16 protein-coding genes are annotated in these 14,318 nt (G+C 71.9%); 8 read left to right on the top strand and 8 right to left on the bottom strand.

The window, feature by feature from the left end; translation table 11 throughout:
- Window positions 1-9 precede the first annotated feature (9 nt).
- Entirely contained in the window at window positions 10-1,407 is a 1,398-nt protein-coding gene (locus tag L1857_RS29325; protein WP_116113846.1) for an APC family permease, read from the bottom strand.
- A 215-nt stretch (window positions 1,408-1,622) separates the two neighbouring features.
- Here L1857_RS29325 and L1857_RS29320 point away from each other — a divergent pair, with 215 nt between their 5' ends.
- From L1857_RS29320 to L1857_RS29310, 3 genes are read left to right on the top strand one after another with little or no spacing between them, the layout of a single operon-like run.
- Window positions 1,623-2,861, top strand: a complete 1,239-nt coding sequence (locus L1857_RS29320; RefSeq protein WP_094004258.1) for an acyl-CoA dehydrogenase family protein — start codon at window positions 1,623-1,625, stop codon at window positions 2,859-2,861.
- Window positions 2,858-3,796: an alpha/beta hydrolase gene (locus L1857_RS29315; protein WP_094004177.1), complete on the top strand. Its 939-nt coding sequence runs from the start codon at window positions 2,858-2,860 to the stop codon at window positions 3,794-3,796. The genes L1857_RS29320 and L1857_RS29315 overlap by 4 nt, the downstream gene beginning before the upstream one ends.
- Window positions 3,793-4,260, top strand: coding sequence for a flavin reductase family protein (locus tag L1857_RS29310; RefSeq protein ID WP_094004178.1), 468 nt, complete (start codon window positions 3,793-3,795; stop codon window positions 4,258-4,260). Before L1857_RS29315 ends, L1857_RS29310 begins: the two co-directional genes overlap by 4 nt.
- Here the strand turns inward: L1857_RS29310 and L1857_RS29305 are convergent, their stop codons facing one another.
- Window positions 4,261-4,872: a TetR/AcrR family transcriptional regulator gene (locus L1857_RS29305; protein WP_094004179.1), complete on the bottom strand. Its 612-nt coding sequence runs from the start codon at window positions 4,870-4,872 to the stop codon at window positions 4,261-4,263.
- Between L1857_RS29305 and L1857_RS29300 the strand changes: the two genes are divergently transcribed.
- Complete coding sequence (locus L1857_RS29300; protein WP_205413384.1) at window positions 4,871-5,077, top strand: SRPBCC family protein; 207 nt, start codon at window positions 4,871-4,873, stop codon at window positions 5,075-5,077. The two genes, L1857_RS29305 and L1857_RS29300, sit on opposite strands and share 2 nt — an antisense overlap.
- A gap of 8 nt (window positions 5,078-5,085) precedes the next feature.
- Here L1857_RS29300 and L1857_RS29295 read toward each other — a convergent pair whose 3' ends face one another.
- Window positions 5,086-6,033, bottom strand: coding sequence for a GlxA family transcriptional regulator (locus tag L1857_RS29295; RefSeq protein WP_249466923.1), 948 nt, complete (start codon window positions 6,031-6,033; stop codon window positions 5,086-5,088).
- A 130-nt stretch (window positions 6,034-6,163) separates the two neighbouring features.
- Between L1857_RS29295 and L1857_RS29290 the strand changes: the two genes are divergently transcribed.
- Complete coding sequence (locus L1857_RS29290) at window positions 6,164-6,622, top strand: DUF2269 family protein (RefSeq protein ID WP_094004181.1); 459 nt, start codon at window positions 6,164-6,166, stop codon at window positions 6,620-6,622.
- On the opposite strand, the gene L1857_RS29285 is transcribed toward L1857_RS29290, so the two are convergent.
- The 3 genes from L1857_RS29285 to L1857_RS29275 all read right to left on the bottom strand — a co-directional run bounded on the left by L1857_RS29285 (window position 6,619) and on the right by L1857_RS29275 (window position 8,553).
- Window positions 6,619-6,993 (bottom strand): STAS domain-containing protein, encoded by a 375-nt coding sequence (locus tag L1857_RS29285; protein WP_094004182.1) that lies wholly within the window; start codon window positions 6,991-6,993, stop codon window positions 6,619-6,621. The genes L1857_RS29290 and L1857_RS29285 overlap by 4 nt on opposite strands.
- 83 nt (window positions 6,994-7,076) lie before the next feature.
- Window positions 7,077-7,493, bottom strand: a complete 417-nt coding sequence (locus tag L1857_RS29280) for a hypothetical protein (RefSeq protein WP_249466919.1) — start codon at window positions 7,491-7,493, stop codon at window positions 7,077-7,079.
- Between the two features lie 103 nt (window positions 7,494-7,596).
- Window positions 7,597-8,553 (bottom strand): sigma-70 family RNA polymerase sigma factor, encoded by a 957-nt coding sequence (locus tag L1857_RS29275; RefSeq protein WP_249466916.1) that lies wholly within the window; start codon window positions 8,551-8,553, stop codon window positions 7,597-7,599.
- A gap of 65 nt (window positions 8,554-8,618) precedes the next feature.
- Here L1857_RS29275 and L1857_RS29270 point away from each other — a divergent pair, with 65 nt between their 5' ends.
- Entirely contained in the window at window positions 8,619-9,410 is a 792-nt protein-coding gene (locus tag L1857_RS29270) for an alpha/beta fold hydrolase (protein ID WP_116113853.1), read from the top strand.
- Window positions 9,411-9,875: 465 nt separating this feature from the next.
- Entirely contained in the window at window positions 9,876-11,210 is a 1,335-nt protein-coding gene (locus tag L1857_RS29265) for an MFS transporter (protein ID WP_249466907.1), read from the top strand.
- Here the strand turns inward: L1857_RS29265 and L1857_RS29260 are convergent, their stop codons facing one another.
- Both L1857_RS29260 and L1857_RS29255 read right to left on the bottom strand, forming a co-directional pair.
- Window positions 11,211-12,200 carry a YihY/virulence factor BrkB family protein gene (locus L1857_RS29260; RefSeq protein WP_116113858.1) on the bottom strand — a complete coding sequence of 330 codons (990 nt, stop codon included), beginning with the start codon at window positions 12,198-12,200 and terminating at the stop codon, window positions 11,211-11,213.
- A 60-nt stretch (window positions 12,201-12,260) separates the two neighbouring features.
- The gene (locus L1857_RS29255; protein ID WP_116113860.1) at window positions 12,261-12,659 is read right to left on the bottom strand and encodes a MarR family winged helix-turn-helix transcriptional regulator; all 399 of its coding nucleotides are present in this window, start codon (window positions 12,657-12,659) and stop codon (window positions 12,261-12,263) included.
- A gap of 85 nt (window positions 12,660-12,744) precedes the next feature.
- On the opposite strand from L1857_RS29255, the gene L1857_RS29250 reads away from it, so the two are divergent.
- Window positions 12,745-14,169 (top strand): MFS transporter, encoded by a 1,425-nt coding sequence (locus L1857_RS29250; RefSeq protein ID WP_116113863.1) that lies wholly within the window; start codon window positions 12,745-12,747, stop codon window positions 14,167-14,169.
- The last annotated feature ends 149 nt before the right edge of the window (window positions 14,170-14,318 follow it).

Here is a 14,318-nt window from a genome sequence, read left to right as displayed (position 1 = left end):
GACTTCCTTTCAGGCCAGGGCCGGTTGCTCGGTGACGGTCCGGGTCCGCGCCGCGAACCAGCCGTAGACCGCGGCGACGACGAGGGACAGCGGCAGCGCGCTGATGACGGGCGAATCACTACCGGTGATCTCCGGGTAGTGCGCGACGATGACCACCCCGCAGCTCACCAGTGCCACGCACGCGATCGACGGCGCCACCCGCACCGTCCACACCGGACCGGTGATCCGCCCGCGCGCGGCAGCGGTGACGATGCTCGCCGAGCACGCGGCCATCAGGTAGATGATCGCCAGCGCGGTGATCCCGGAGACCGCGGGGAAGAAGGTCACGATCGGATCGGCGCCCGCCACCGCGAACGGCACGACCACCAGCACGCACACCACCAGCTGCACGGTCCCCGCCGGCACCGGTGTCCGCCACCGCGGGTGCACCCGGCTCAGCCCGCGCGGCAGGAAACCGTCGCGCGCCAGGGAGAACATGTACCGCGACGCGATCGCGTGGAAGGACAGCGCCGCCGCGAAGAAGCTGAACGTGATCATCAGGCTCAGCACCGGCCCGGCCCACGAGCCGAGGTAGGCGGTGATCGCGGCGACCAGCAGTGCACCGGGATCGGCCTGCGCCACCGCGACCGCGTCCGGGAACGCCGCCGCGATCGCCCACATGACGAAGACGAACGTCACGGCCAGCACGATCAGCGCGGAATACGTGGCCCGGCCGACGTTCCGCCGCGCCGACCGGGCCTCCTCGCCGTAGATCGCGGCCGCCTCGTACCCGGCGAAGGACAGGATGCAGAACACCACGGCGAGGCCGAAGTTGCCGCCGAACACGGCGCCCGGCGCGAACACGCCGGCCGAGAACCCGCCGGGCCGCCGCGCCACCACGGCGATCGCGAACGCCAGCAGCATCGCGAACTCGGTGACGGCGACGAAGACGTTCACCTTCCCCGCGATCGTCACGCCGAAGTAGCCGACCACCCAGGTGGCACCGGTGGCCACCAGCGCGATCACCCACCACGGCACGTCCACGCCGAGGTAGGCCGACAGCCCGAGGTGCCCGAAGTACCCGACGGCCACCGACATCCCGGCCGCCGCGAGGTTGTAGGCCAGCGTCGCCACGAGTGCCGACGCCCCGCCCATCCGCCGCCCCAGGCCGAACCCGATGTAGGCGAAGTAGGCGCCGGCGTTGACCACCTGGCGGCTCAGGGCCACGTAACCGGCGGAGAACACCAGCAGGATCACCAGCACCAGGACGAGCACGCCGACCGTGCCGACGCCGGCGCCGAACGCGAGGCTCAGCGAGAGGTTAGAGGCGACCGCGGTGAGCGGCGCGGTCACCGCGATCACCATGAGGATCATGTCGAAGATGCCCACCGCGTTCGGTCGCAACTGGTGGTTTCCGTCTGGGTTCATGAGCACTCCTGGACATCCGGGGTGAATGGCGGTCCCCCCACCACGCCACGGAACAGCGCTCGCGAATGGTCGATACGGTATCGTCGCGTCCAAGCAGCGTACGCCGGATGTTCCCCGGCTGTCCAGACTCTTGTTGGCCCGCTCCGGGCGAGTTACTTTGGACGGGACGACACCGTATCGTCCATTCATCGAAAACTCCCGGGAGGACGATGTTCATGTCCGTGACCACGCAAAACCGTGAAATCCCCGCCTGGCCGTCGGCCCCCGCGAGCTACGACGAGATCGTCGCCCGCGCCAAGGCGCTGCGGCCGCGCATCGCCGAGCTGGGCGTGGCGGTGGACGCGCTCGGCGTCGATCCCACCGAGGCGATGCGCTTGCTCGGCGAGGCCGGTCTGCAGCGCGCGAACGTCCCCGTCGAGTTCGGCGGCCTGTGGACGGGCGGCACCTTCGCCGGCTGGGACCGGGTGGTCGAGGCGGCGCTGGAGGTGACCGCCGGCGACGGCTCGACCGGCCAGTGCTGGGCGACCACCGCCCTGCAGGCCCGCGAGGTGATGTCCGCGCCGCTGCCCGCCTCCACCAAGCAGGCGATCGCCGACGAGCTGATCTTCCAGGGGCGGCGCATCGTCGCCTCCAACGCCGAAACCGGCGGCACCGGCCCGGTCACCGGACGCCGGGTCGACGGCGGCGTGGTCGTCAACGGCGTGAAGACGTTCAACACCAACAGCGGCGGCGGCGGACGCGACCTGGCCAACGTCAGCTTCCGCATCACCGAGCCGGACGGCGCGACCTCCCGGCACCACGCGCTGATCCGGCTCGACGCGCCCGGCGTGGAGGCGCACGGCGACTGGGACAACATGGGCCAGCGCGGCACGATCAGCCAGACCATCACCTACGCCGAGGTGTTCGTGCCCGACGGCTGGCACTACGCGGCGCCGGAGTCGGAGGTCGTGTTCGTGGACCTCGTCCTGCCGGGACACGCGTTGCTGCTGCAGGGAATCGGGGAAGGTGCGTATGCGGCGATGCTGGAGTACCTGCGCGGGCTGAACCGGGCGAGCATGCCGATGTTCCCCTCCGCGATGGCGGATCCGTTGATGCACCGGCAGATCGGCGAGATGGCCGCGAAACTCGCCGCGGGCCGCGCCTATCTGCTGGACACCTGCCGGAAGCTGGCGAACGCCGGCGCGACGACCGACCTGCGCGCGCTGATGACCGAGTTCTTCAAGGTCAAGGTCGCCTGCACCACCGCGGCGCTGGACGTGACCGCCCGCGTGCACGACCTCACCGGCGCGCGCAGCACCGCCAACAAGTACCGGCTGGACCGGTTCTGGCGCAACGCGCGCACGTTCGCCAGCCACGACAGCATCGACGCCAAGAACGCGTTCGTCGGCGCCGCCGAGCTGACCGGTGAGATCCCGGACGCCGGCCGCTACCTGCCGGGGGTGCGGAAGGCATGACGCTCCCACATCCGTCCGAGGTCCCGTTCACGCGACCGGCCTCGCACCACCTCGCTGACCCTCGCTTGCGGACGGTCCGGCCGGTCCGGGTGCTCGACGGGGCCGAGTCGTACCTCGGCGTCAGGTACGCGATCCCGGTCGGCTGGCGCCCGCTGACGCTGGACCTGCACGTCCCGCTCGAAACGGCCGGTCCGGTGCCGGTCGTGGTCTACGCGCACGGCGGCAGTTTCCTCGGCGGAGTCAAGGAAATGGGCCCGTGGGCGGCCCTGCTGCGGCACGGGATCGCGGTGGCTTCGCTGGACTACCGGCTCGCCGGCGAGGCGCGCTACCCGGAGCCCGTCGAGGACGTGCTCGCCGCGATCCGGTGGGTGCGCGTGCACGCCCACCGGTACCGGCTGGACCCCACGCGCATCGCCGGGTGGGGCAGCTCCGCCGGTGGTTACCTGATGGCGCTGGCCGCGCTCACCGGCCGGATCGGACGGCCGGTCGGCGACCACCCCGCGGTGTCCGCGCGGCTGTCCGCGGTGGTGCTGCACTACCCGGTCACGGACTTCTCGACGATCGTCGAGGACGCCTTCGAGCCCACACGGGCCGGTCTGCGGACCATGGTGGATGTCGGGTCGCAGTTCTTCGGGTTTCCCCTGGCGTCGCGGCCGGACGTGGTGGCCGGGGCGGCGGTGTCGCGCGCGGTGGCGGCGGCGTCGCGGGTGCCGCCGTTCCGGATCAGCCACGGCGACGCCGACCACCGGTGCGGGCTGGGGCAGAGCAGACGGCTGCACGAAGCCGTGCTCGCCGCGGGCGGGCAGTCCACTTTGGAGGTGGTGCCCGGGGCCGATCACGCGACCGCGGTGTTCAGCAGCCCCGAGGTGGTCCACCCGGCGATCGAGTTCCTCCGCGACGCCTGGTCGTCCGAGCGGGAAGGAGCGCGGACGTGATCGACGGGACGACGCTGCGCGCGGCGTTCGGCCAGTTCCCGAGCGGTGTGGCCGCGGTGTGCGCGTTGGTCGGCGGCGAGCCGGTGGGCATGGCCGCGAGCACGTTCACCGCCGTGTCGCTGGAGCCGCCGCTGGTGTCGGTGTGCGTGCGGAAGGCTTCGCGGACCTGGCGGCAGTTGCGCCGGGCGCCGTCCCTGGGAGTCAGTGTGCTGTCGGCCGGGCAGGGCGCGATCTGCCGCAGCCTCGCGATGCCGGAGGGCGACCGGTTCGCCGGTGTGCCGTGGGTGGCTCGCGGCAGCGCGGTGCTGGTCGAGGACAGTGCGCTGCAGATCGAATGCCGGCTGACGGGCGAGGTCGATGCCGGGGACCACGTCATCGCGCTGCTCGGCATCACGGCGCTGACCGATTTCCCCGGCGCGGAGCCGGTGGTGTTCCACCGCAGCACGTTCCGGGTGCTGCGGTGACTACTTCTGCGCCGGGCGCGCGCCGAGGAACGCCAGCGTCGAGTCGACCAGCGTCGCCAGGAACTCGGGTGTGATCTCGGTGCGGCGGACGGTGTAGCGCCAGTAGATCGGGGCGGCGAACATGTCGAGCGCCAGCTCGCGGTCCACGTCCGGCGGCAGCTCGCCGCGGGCGATCGCGCGGTCCAGCACCGGTTCCGCCTTGGCGCGGCGCGGGTTCTCCAGGTGCTCGGACAGCGCCTTGGCCAGCGCCGGGTTGCGCTTGGCCTCGGCGGTGAGGTCGGGCAGGATCCGGCCCAGGCGTTCGTCGCTGAGCCACTTGACGACCATCTCGAACGCGCGCTCGACGTCGCCGCGCAGCGAGCCGCTGTCCGGGATGTCGACCAGCGGAACGCTCAGCTGGGACACCGCGTCGGCCACCATGTCCTGCTTCGAGGACCACCGGCGGTACAGGGAGCTCTTCCCGGCCTCCGCCCGCTTGGCGACACCGTCCATCGAGGTGCGCGCGTAGCCCTTCTCGGCCAGCTCGTCGATCACGACCTCGACGATGGCGTCGGTGAGTTCGACACGCAGCACGGCGGCGCCGCTCGGCGCGCGACGGGTCCGGGGCGTCATGAGCGGACAGTACCAGGACTGGACGGAACGGCCCCGTCCCGCGCATGGCGGGGTGGGGATCGCTCTCTTCGAGGGCATCGGCGAGATCGGGCCGGGCTGGGAGTACTACCTGGACCTGCTGGTGGCCGCCCGCACCGGCGCGCCACGCCCGGAGTTCACCGACTATTACCCGGCGATGAAGCCCTACGAGTCCCTGCGCGGCTGAGGCGAGCGTCAGTCCCGCTTCTGGAACGCCGCCCGGTAGGCGTTCGGGCTCGTGCCGACCACCCGCCGGAACCGTTCCCGGAACGCGGTCGGTGAGCCGAACCCCACCTGGCCCGCGATGCGGTCCACCGGGTGCCGCGTCGTCTCCAGCAGGTACTGCGCCTGCCGGATCCGTTCGCGGTGCAGCCACTGCAGCGGCGTCGTCCCGGTCTGTTCGCGGAAGTGGCGGTTCAGCGACCGCGTGCTCATGCCGGCCCGGGCCGCCACATCGGCCAGCGTCAGGTCCCGGTCCAGGTGGTCGGTCATCCACCGCAGCACCGGCTCCAGCAGCGAACCCCGCGGCGCGGGCGGCTGGTCGTGCACGATGAACTGCGCCTGGCCGCCCTCCCGCTCCAGCGGCATCACCGACAGCCGCGCGGCGTCGGCGGCCACCGCGGAGCCGTGGTCGCGCCGGATGAGGTGCAGGCACAGGTCCAGCCCCGCCGCCGCGCCGGCCGAGGTGAGGAACTGGCCGTTGTCCACGTACAGCACGTCCGGGTCGACCTCGACCTCCGGGTGCCGCCGCGCGAGCAGGTCCGCGGCGACCCAGTGCGTGGTCGCGCGCAGCCCGTCGAGCAGCCCGGTCGCGGCCAGGACGAACGCGCCGGCGCAGATCGACGCGATGCGCGTCCCGTCCGCGGCCGCCTTGCGCAGTGCGTCCAGCACGTCCTCCGGCACCGGCACCGCCGGGTTCGCGCAGCCGGGCAGGATGATGGTGTCGGCGTCGGCGAGCGCGTCGAGGCCCCACTGGGCCTGCAGCGTGAACGTGCCCGCGTCGATCGTCGGGCCCGGGGCGCAGACCCGCACCCGGTAGGCCGGGCGGCCGTCCGGCAACCGGGTGCGGGTGAACGCCTCGATCGGGGTGGCCAGGTCGAACGGGACCACGCCGTCCAGCGCCAGCACGGCGACGGTGTGCATGGCGACACCGTAGGCCCTCGCCACCCGGCTCCGCCAGGACCGCCCTGGTCGGCCCGCTGGCGAGAATCCGGTGGAAGTTGGCCATCGCGCCAGTTCCGGAGATCGGCGGCGGCCGTTACCGTCGCTGCCCGTGACGAAGGTTCTGCTCTCCCTCCACGTGCTCGCGGCGCTCGTCGCGATCGGCCCGGTCACGGTCGCGGCCAGCATGTTCCCCGCCGCGACCCGCCGCGCCGTCGCCGGCACCGACCACGACCTCGCGGTCCTGCGCACCCTGCACCGCATCTGCCGGGTCTACGCCGCCGTCGGCATCGCGATCCCGGTCTTCGGCTTCGCGACGGCCGGCAGCCTGGGCGTGACGGGCGACGCGTGGGTGGTCGTGTCCATCGTGCTCACCGCGATCGCGGCGGCCGTGCTGGTGCTGGTGGTGCTGCCGCGCCAGCAGGGCATCCTCGACGGCGTAGCCGAGCAGGCGGAACTCCCACCGCGGGCCCCGGCCCGGCTGGCGATGTACACCGGGATCTTCAACATCCTGTGGGCCACGGTCACGGTGCTGATGATCGTGCGGCCCGGGTCCACCACCAGTGCCTAGTGCTCCAGGTACCGCCGGGCCGCGTCGCGTGCCTCGTCCAGTGAGGCGGTGATCGTCAGGATGCCGTTCAGGCCGGTCATCTCCAGCGGCCGCGTGACGACCGGCGTCGGGCAGATCAGCGCCAGCGCCTGCTCGGCGGAGTGGCATTCGGCGGCCGTCTCGACCAGGACGGCCAGGCCGAGGGAGTCCAGGTGCTCGACCTCGGACAGGTCGAGGATGACCGTGGTGAGCGGCACCGGACCGACGCTGTCGCGGGCGTCCTTCACTGCTTCGCGGACGCGGGGCGCGGTGGTGAGGTCGACCTCGCCGACGATGGTGACGATCACTTCGCTCCCCTCGCGCGTCCAGCGGGTGGCGAAGGCCTGCGGCACGGATCCTCCATCGACGGTCTGCTCGAGCCCGCACACTCTATCCGCAGCCGCCGGTGGCCCGGAGCCGGACCACCGGCGACCACTCAGGCCGGTTCCGTCACGTGCACCGCGTCCAGCGCCGGTCCGTCCGGCGCGACCGGGGCGGCGACCGGAACGTCCGCCCACAGCATCGTGCCGCCGCGGCGCGGGGTCATGCCCCACCGAGCGGCGATGCCGTCGAGGACGTCCGCCGACGTGCCGAGGTCACCGCGAGCGGGTGGCTCGGCGGCGATCGTCACGTCGACCCGGATGGTGTCCGCGCCCGCCCAGCCCAGCCGCACCGTGAACGGCTGGCGCGTGGACAGCCAGGCGATGCTGGCGATCTCGTCGGTCGCCAGCAGCGCGTCGACGACGTGGTGTTCGCCGACGCCGGCGAGCATGAACCGCACTCGCCGCCGCAGCGCCGCCAGTTCCGACGGCCCGTCCACGACACTGGTGAACCGATCCGGCCGATGCACCATGTGGTCCACGGTGCATCACCTCCTCCGCTGACTCGTCAACCGGAGGATCTTCGGTTTACCCAGGCGTGATCTCCGGTAAACCGGTCCACTCAGGACCGCGCGGTCAGTCCACTTCGTCCGGCAGGCCGAACGCCGCGAAGTGCTCCCGCGCCACGAACGAGGTGACCTCCGCGATCCGGCCGTCCCGCGGGGTCAGCACGTTGATCGACCAGCTCTCGAACGCAGCCTCCCGGCTCAGGTACGAGGCCACCGCGGGCAGGCCGTTCGCGGAGACGATCCGGTGCCGCCAGGAGCCGCAGGACGCGAGGGGATACCGGCGCGCGAAGGACATCACCGCGTCGATCCCGTGGTACCAGTGCGGCATCGGCGGCATCGACCACGTCACGTCTTCGGTCAGCAGCGCCACCAGCGCGTCCGCGTCGCCCCGCTCCAGCGCGCCGGCGTAGTCCGACGCCAGCGCCCGCACCCGGGCGTCGTCCGGCACCGGTTCCCGCGCCGGCATGATCCGCCGCGCCCGTTGCAGCGCCGAGTTCACCGAGGCGGCGGAGGTGTTCATCATCGACGCGATCTCGGCCGCCGAGAACCCCAGTACCTCGAACAACACCAGTGCCGCCCGCTGGTTGCCCGGCAGGTGCTGCAACGCGGCCACGAACGCCAGCTCGACCGCCTCCCGCTGTTCGGCGCGCGTGTCCGGACCCGTGGGGTACGGGCCGAGCCACGCGACGTCCGTGCGCGGCGCGTCCCCGGTGACCACGTGATCGCTGGACGGCCCGAGATCCATCGGCAGCGCCCGCCTGCCCCGCCGCTCCACCGCGTCCAGGCAGGTGCGCGTCGCCACGGTGTAGAGCCAGGACCGCAGCGAAGCGCGCCCCTCGAAGCCCGGCAGCCCCCGCCACGCCCGCAGCAACGCCTCCTGCAACGCGTCGTCGGCGTCGTGCACCGACCCCAGCATCCGGTAGCAGTGCGCGTGCAGCTCCCGCCGCAGCGGCTCGACCAGCCGGGTGAACGCCGAGTCGTCCCCGGTGCGCGCCAGCTCCAGGTCCACGGCCAGTTCCGTCACGAGCGATGATTCTGCCCCACGCCGGCGGTCACCACCTTCGAAACCGCTTCCCCAGGAGGATTCTGATGTCCCGGACACTTCCCGTTCCCGGCGCGCGTCTCCACCACGAGATCCGCGGGCAGGGCCCGCTCGTCGTGCTCGTCGGCGCCCCGATGGACGCGCGCCCGTTCGCCCCGCTCGCCGACCTGCTCGCCGGTGACCACACGGTGCTCACCACCGATCCGCGCGGCGTCAACCGCAGCCCGGTGGACGACCCCGAGCAGGACTCCACGCCGGAGATCCGCGCCGACGACCTGGCCCGGCTCATCGAGCACGCCGGCGCCGGTCCCGCGGTCGTGTTCGGCTCCAGCGGCGGCGCCGTCAGCGCCCTCGCGCTCGCCCAGGCGCGCCCGGACCTGGTCACGACCGTGATCGCGCACGAGCCGCCGCTGAGCGACCTGCTCCCGGACGCCGACCGGATCCGCGCCCAGGGCGGGGAGGTCATCGCGACGCACTTCGCCGGTGATCCGGTGGGCGCCATGCGGAAGTTCCTGGAGATGGCGGACATCCACCTCCCGGAGCCGGTGTTCCAGGAGTTCTTCGCGCAGGAGCCGAGCCCGCGGGACCTGGCCGACGCGAACTACCAGTACGCGCGCATGTACCGCCCGACCACCCGCTGGATCCCGGACTTCGAGGTCCTGCGCACCCGCCCGGTGGTGATCGGCATCGGGGAGGAATCCGCCGGTCAGCTGTGCGAACGCACGTCGGAGGCGCTGGCGGCGGAGCTGGGTGTGGAACCGGCCCGGTTCCCCGGCGACCACACCGGTTTCGCCGCCGACCCGGCCGCGTTCGCCACGCGGCTGCGGGACTTCCTCTGACTCTGGTTGCTCGCCCGCGCCGGGCTGGTGCGTGGGGGACGGCGGAGGCCGGGCCGGGCAGCGCGCCCGGCGGTCTGCGCCGGGGGCTGCTCGCCTGCGGAAGGGCCCTGGCTGGGCTGTGCCAGGTGGGGTGTGCCGGGGGATTGGCTGGCCTGTGCCAGGCTGGTGCGCCGCGGATCTGCCGCCAGGGGACGTGCCCACCTGCCTGCCCAGCGTCCCCTGGCTGGCCTGTGCCAGGCTGGTGCGCCGCGGGCCTGCCGGAAGCGGACGCGCCCCCGCCTGCTCAAGGTCCCGCTGGCCGTGCCGGCTCGGTGCGCCCCGGCCCGCCGGAAGCGGTCCCAGCCGAAGGTCTCAGGACGGTAAAGGTCTGCACCCGCCCCTGGTCTTCCGGCAGTGTGGCATCTACGTTGCCAGGGAACTAATCAAACCTTTGATCTTCTTTCCAATGGCGGGAAGGGATGGCCCATGACGCACACGCCCGAGGCTTCGGCCCGGACGAGCCGGTCGCACGACGGCGGGCAGCTGCGCCGCGTCGTCGGCGCGAGCCTCGTCGGCACGACGATCGAGTGGTACGACTTCTTCATCTACGCCTCGGCCGCGAGTCTGGTGTTCGGCAAGCAGTTCTTCCCCTCGCTGGACGGCACCGCGGCGCTGCTGGCCTCGTTCGCCACGCTGGGCGTGAGCTTCGTGGCGCGGCCGATCGGCGGGATCGTCGCCGGCCACCTCGGTGACCGCGTCGGCCGCAAGGCGGTTCTCGTCGCGACCCTGCTGCTGATGGGGATCTCCACGATCGGCGTCGGCCTGCTGCCCGCCTACGACTCGATCGGCGTCGCCGCGCCGATCCTGCTCGTCGTGCTGCGGCTGCTGCAGGGCCTGTCCGCCGGCGGCGAGTGGGGCGGCGCGGCGCTGATGTCGGTCGAGCACGCTCCGCCCGGCCGTCGCGGCTACTTCGGCTCGTTCCCGCAGATCGGCGTGCCGATCGGCTTGCTGCTGGCCAACCTGGTGTTCTTCAGCGTCTCCGCGGTGACCACCGACGACCAGTTCGCCCGCTGGGGCTGGCGCATCCCGTTCCTGCTCAGCGTCGTGCTCATCGCTGTCGGTTTCTTCGTGCGGGCCCGCGTGTCGGAGAGCCCGGTGTTCAGCGAGCTGCGCGCCCGCCGCGCCCGTCGGTCCGCGCCGCTGGCCGAGCTGCTGCGCACCAACCGCCGCGAACTCGTCATCGCCATCGGGTTGTTCATCGCCAACAACATGGTCGGCTACATCCTGATCGCGTTCATCAACTCCTACGGCACCCGCACGCTGAAGCTGTCCAGCACCACGATGCTGTCCATCGGCATGGTCGGCGCCGTCTCCTGGGGCGTGTTCACGATGCTGGCCGGGCACTGGTCGGACCGGTGGGGCCGGCGCCGCACCTACCTCGTCGGCACGCTGGCGATGGGGGCCTGGACGTTCCCGTTCTTCCTGCTGTTCGACACCCGCTCGGTGCCGCTCATGCTGGCCGCGGTGATCGTGCTCGGCTTCGGGCTCGGCCTGACCTACGGCCCGCAGGCGGCGGCCTACAGCGAGCTGTTCCCGGCCGGCATCCGCTACAGCGGCGTCTCGTTCGCCTACGCCTTCGGCGCGATCCTCGGCGGCGGGTTCGCGCCGCTGGTGTCGACCTGGCTGGTCGGGGAGACCGGCACGTCGCTCGCGGTGTCCGGGTACATGCTGCTGGCCTGCCTGGTGACGCTGGCCGCGGTGCTCGCCCTGCGCGAGCGGCCGGCCGCCGAGCGGGAGGCGTTCGTGACCGGCGCGGAGTAGTCAACCGCGTTGCTCGGGCGGGAACTCGGTGTCCACGCGCTCCTGCTCGTGGTACGCGCGTTCCTCCGCGTAGGACTCGTAGGCGCGGTGGTCGGCGTCGGTCTCCGGGGCGCCGACCAGCGCGCGCGGGTGCAGCCGGTCCTTGAGGACGACGTTGAGCTGCGCCCCGAGCAGCGTGATGATGCTCTGCAGGTAGAACCACCACAGCAGCGTGATGACCGTGGCGAACGTGCCGTAGGTGCTCTGCGCGTTCTGCAGGTAGCGGCTGATGATCAGCGACGAAAGCGTTTGCAGGACCCAGAACAGGACACCGGACAGCACCGCGCCGGGCAGCACGTCACGCGTGGAGACCTCGCGGTCGGTGAGGATCCGGAACGCGGCGACGAACAACCCGATGTCCAGGACGATCGCGACGGCGTAACCGAGGATCCGGCCCAGCCACCCCAGGTTCAGCAGGTCCGTGCCGCTGGAGACGAACCCGCTGATCAGCGTGCTGACGACGAGCCCGAGCCCGATCGTCACCAGCACGAGCACGCTGCGGCCGATCTGCTCGGGCAGGCTCGGCCGCGCGTGGAAGGGCAGCTCCCACACCGAGTTGAACGCGGTCTGCGTCGCGCGCACGACCGCGAGCCCGCTCCACAGCGCGGTGACCAGCCCGAGGACCAGCGCCCACACCGAGCCGCCGAAGCCCTGCATCGTCGCGGGGTCCAGCAGCGGGAACATCTGCCCCACGTGCCCGAGCACGTCGGTCTTCAGGTTGTCCGGCACGAAGAACCCGAGCAGGGTGATCAGGACGAGGAACAGCGGGAAGATCGAGAAGAACGCCCAGAAGGCGATCATGCTCGCCAGGTTCGTGGACTGGTCCTCGAGGAACTTCCGGACCACGGCGACCGGCACCGACAGCGACTTGTGTTCCCGCTGCACCGCGTCCACGCGGTCGAGGCCGGCCTTCGCCCGGCCGGCAACGCTTTCCCTGTTGTGCTCGCTCACGGTTGCACTCCCACCGTCGGCGTCTGCGCGTGGCGGTGAGCTACCCCGTGGAGCGGCGGGTCAACCGGCCTTCGGGATGCGGGCCTGGCCGAGTGTGTCGCGGAGCACCGCGCGGTGGGTCGGCTTCGCCTCCTCGTAGCGGCGCCGCCCGGCGTCGGTGAGCATGACGAAGACGCCGCGCCGGTCCTGCTCGCACATCGCGCGGTCCACCAGGCCCTCCTTCTCCAGGCGGGCGACCAGGCGCGAGGTGGCGCTCTGGCTCAGGTGCACCGCGTCGAGGAGGTCGGCGGAGCGGCACTTGGTGTCGCAGGTCGCGAGCCGCTCGAGGGCCTCGAACTCGCTCACCCCGATGCCGTGCCGGTCCTGCAGGCGGCATTCCAGCTCGCCGAAGACGGTCGCGTGCAGGGCCATCAGCTCGTGCCACTGCTGCACGAGCCGTCCGTCGGCGACGTCACCCATGGCGGCACCATAGCATGCGCGGGAATTTGATGCAAATGCATTAAACCCTCTTGCATTAGATGCGCGTGCATGTAATCTGACTGCCATGACTTCTCCTGCGCACCTGTCCACCACGTCGACACGGTGGGACGCGCGGCTGTGGGCCGTGCTGCTGACCGTGTCCACCGTCGTGGGCCTGGACGCCCTCGACGTTTCGATGGTCGGCGTCGCGCTGCCGTCCATCCAGGCCGAGCTCGGCCTGTCCACCAGCGCGCTGCAGTGGGTCGTGAGCGGGTACGTGCTCGGCTACGGCGGGTTGCTCCTGCTCGGCGGCCGCACGGCGGACCTGCTCGGCCGGCGGCGGGTGTTCCTCGTCGCGGTGGCCGTGTTCGCGGTCGCGTCGCTGCTCGGCGGTCTCGTCGACAACGGCGCCCTGCTGATCGCGAGCCGGTTCATCAAGGGCCTGGCGGCGGCGTTCACCGCGCCGGCCGCGTTGTCGATCATCACCACCACGTTCCAGGAGGGCCCGGCCCGCAACCGCGCGATCAGCATCTTCGCGGTGTTCGGCGCCAGCGGGTACTCCGCCGGCCTGGTGTTCTCCGGGCTGCTGACCGAGGTCGGCTGGCGGTGGACGTTCCTGCTGCCGGTGCCGATCGCGCTGATCGCGCTGGTGTCGGCGATCAAGGTCGTCCCGTCGTACGAGCGGGACCACTCGGCGGGCGGCTACGACCTGCCCGGCGCGATCACCGGCGCGGCCGGTTCGCTGCTGCTGGTGTTCGGTGTCGTCGAGGCGCCGGAGGTCGGCTGGGCCGCGCCGCGGACGCTGATCACGTTCGCCGTCGCGGTGGCGCTGCTGACCGCGTTCGTGGTGATCGAAAAGCGCAGCAGCCACCCGTTGCTGCGGCTGGGCATCTTGCGCTCCGGGCCGCTGGCGCGGGCCAACCTGGGGGCGGCGCTGTTCTTCGGGGCCTACATCGGGTTCCAGTTCGTGGTGATGCTGTACCTGCAGGACGTGCTGGGCTGGTCGGCGCTGGAGACCGCGCTCGGGTTCCTGCCCGCGGCGCTGATCGTGGCGTTCGGGTCACCCCGGATCGAGCCGCTGATCGAGCGGGTCGGCACGTCGCGCACCATCCTGGGTGGCGTGCTGGCGCACGTGATCGCGTACGTGCTGTTCCTGCGGGTCGACGAGCACTCCGGGTACGCCGGTTCGGTGCTGCCGAGCATGATCCTGCTCGGCATCGGCTTCACCCTGGCCTTCTCGTCACTGAACATCCAGGCGACGACCGGTATCAGTGACAACGAGCAGGGTCTGGCCGGAGGCCTGCTGAACACGTCGCTGCAGGTCGGCGGCGCGATCGGCCTCGCGATCGTGACGGCGGTGCTCACGGGCAGCGGCGGCGGCTCCCTGCTGACCGGCTTGACCCCGGCGCTGACGGTGATCACCGGGATCGCCGCGCTGGGCCTGCTGATCGCGGCGTCGGGCGTGGTGCGCCTGCGCCGCGCACCGGAGCCGGAACTCGCGCGAGTCTGACCCAAGGGGGATCAAGGGGCCCGTCCTCGGGGGGACGGGCCCCTCTTCGTGTCACCGGGCGGTCCTGGTGAGGCCCTGAAACCGCCGCCGGCACCCCTGAAACCGTGGTGAAGCCCGCCTGAAGCCGCCTCCTCCGATGCTCGTCGCAG

The organism is Amycolatopsis thermalba (assembly GCF_023376025.1).
GTDB classification, from domain to species: Bacteria; Actinomycetota; Actinomycetes; order Mycobacteriales; family Pseudonocardiaceae; genus Amycolatopsis_E; species Amycolatopsis_E thermalba.
The sequence above is the reverse complement of the archived record's forward strand: the minus strand, read 5'-3'. Positions and strand labels throughout refer to the sequence as shown.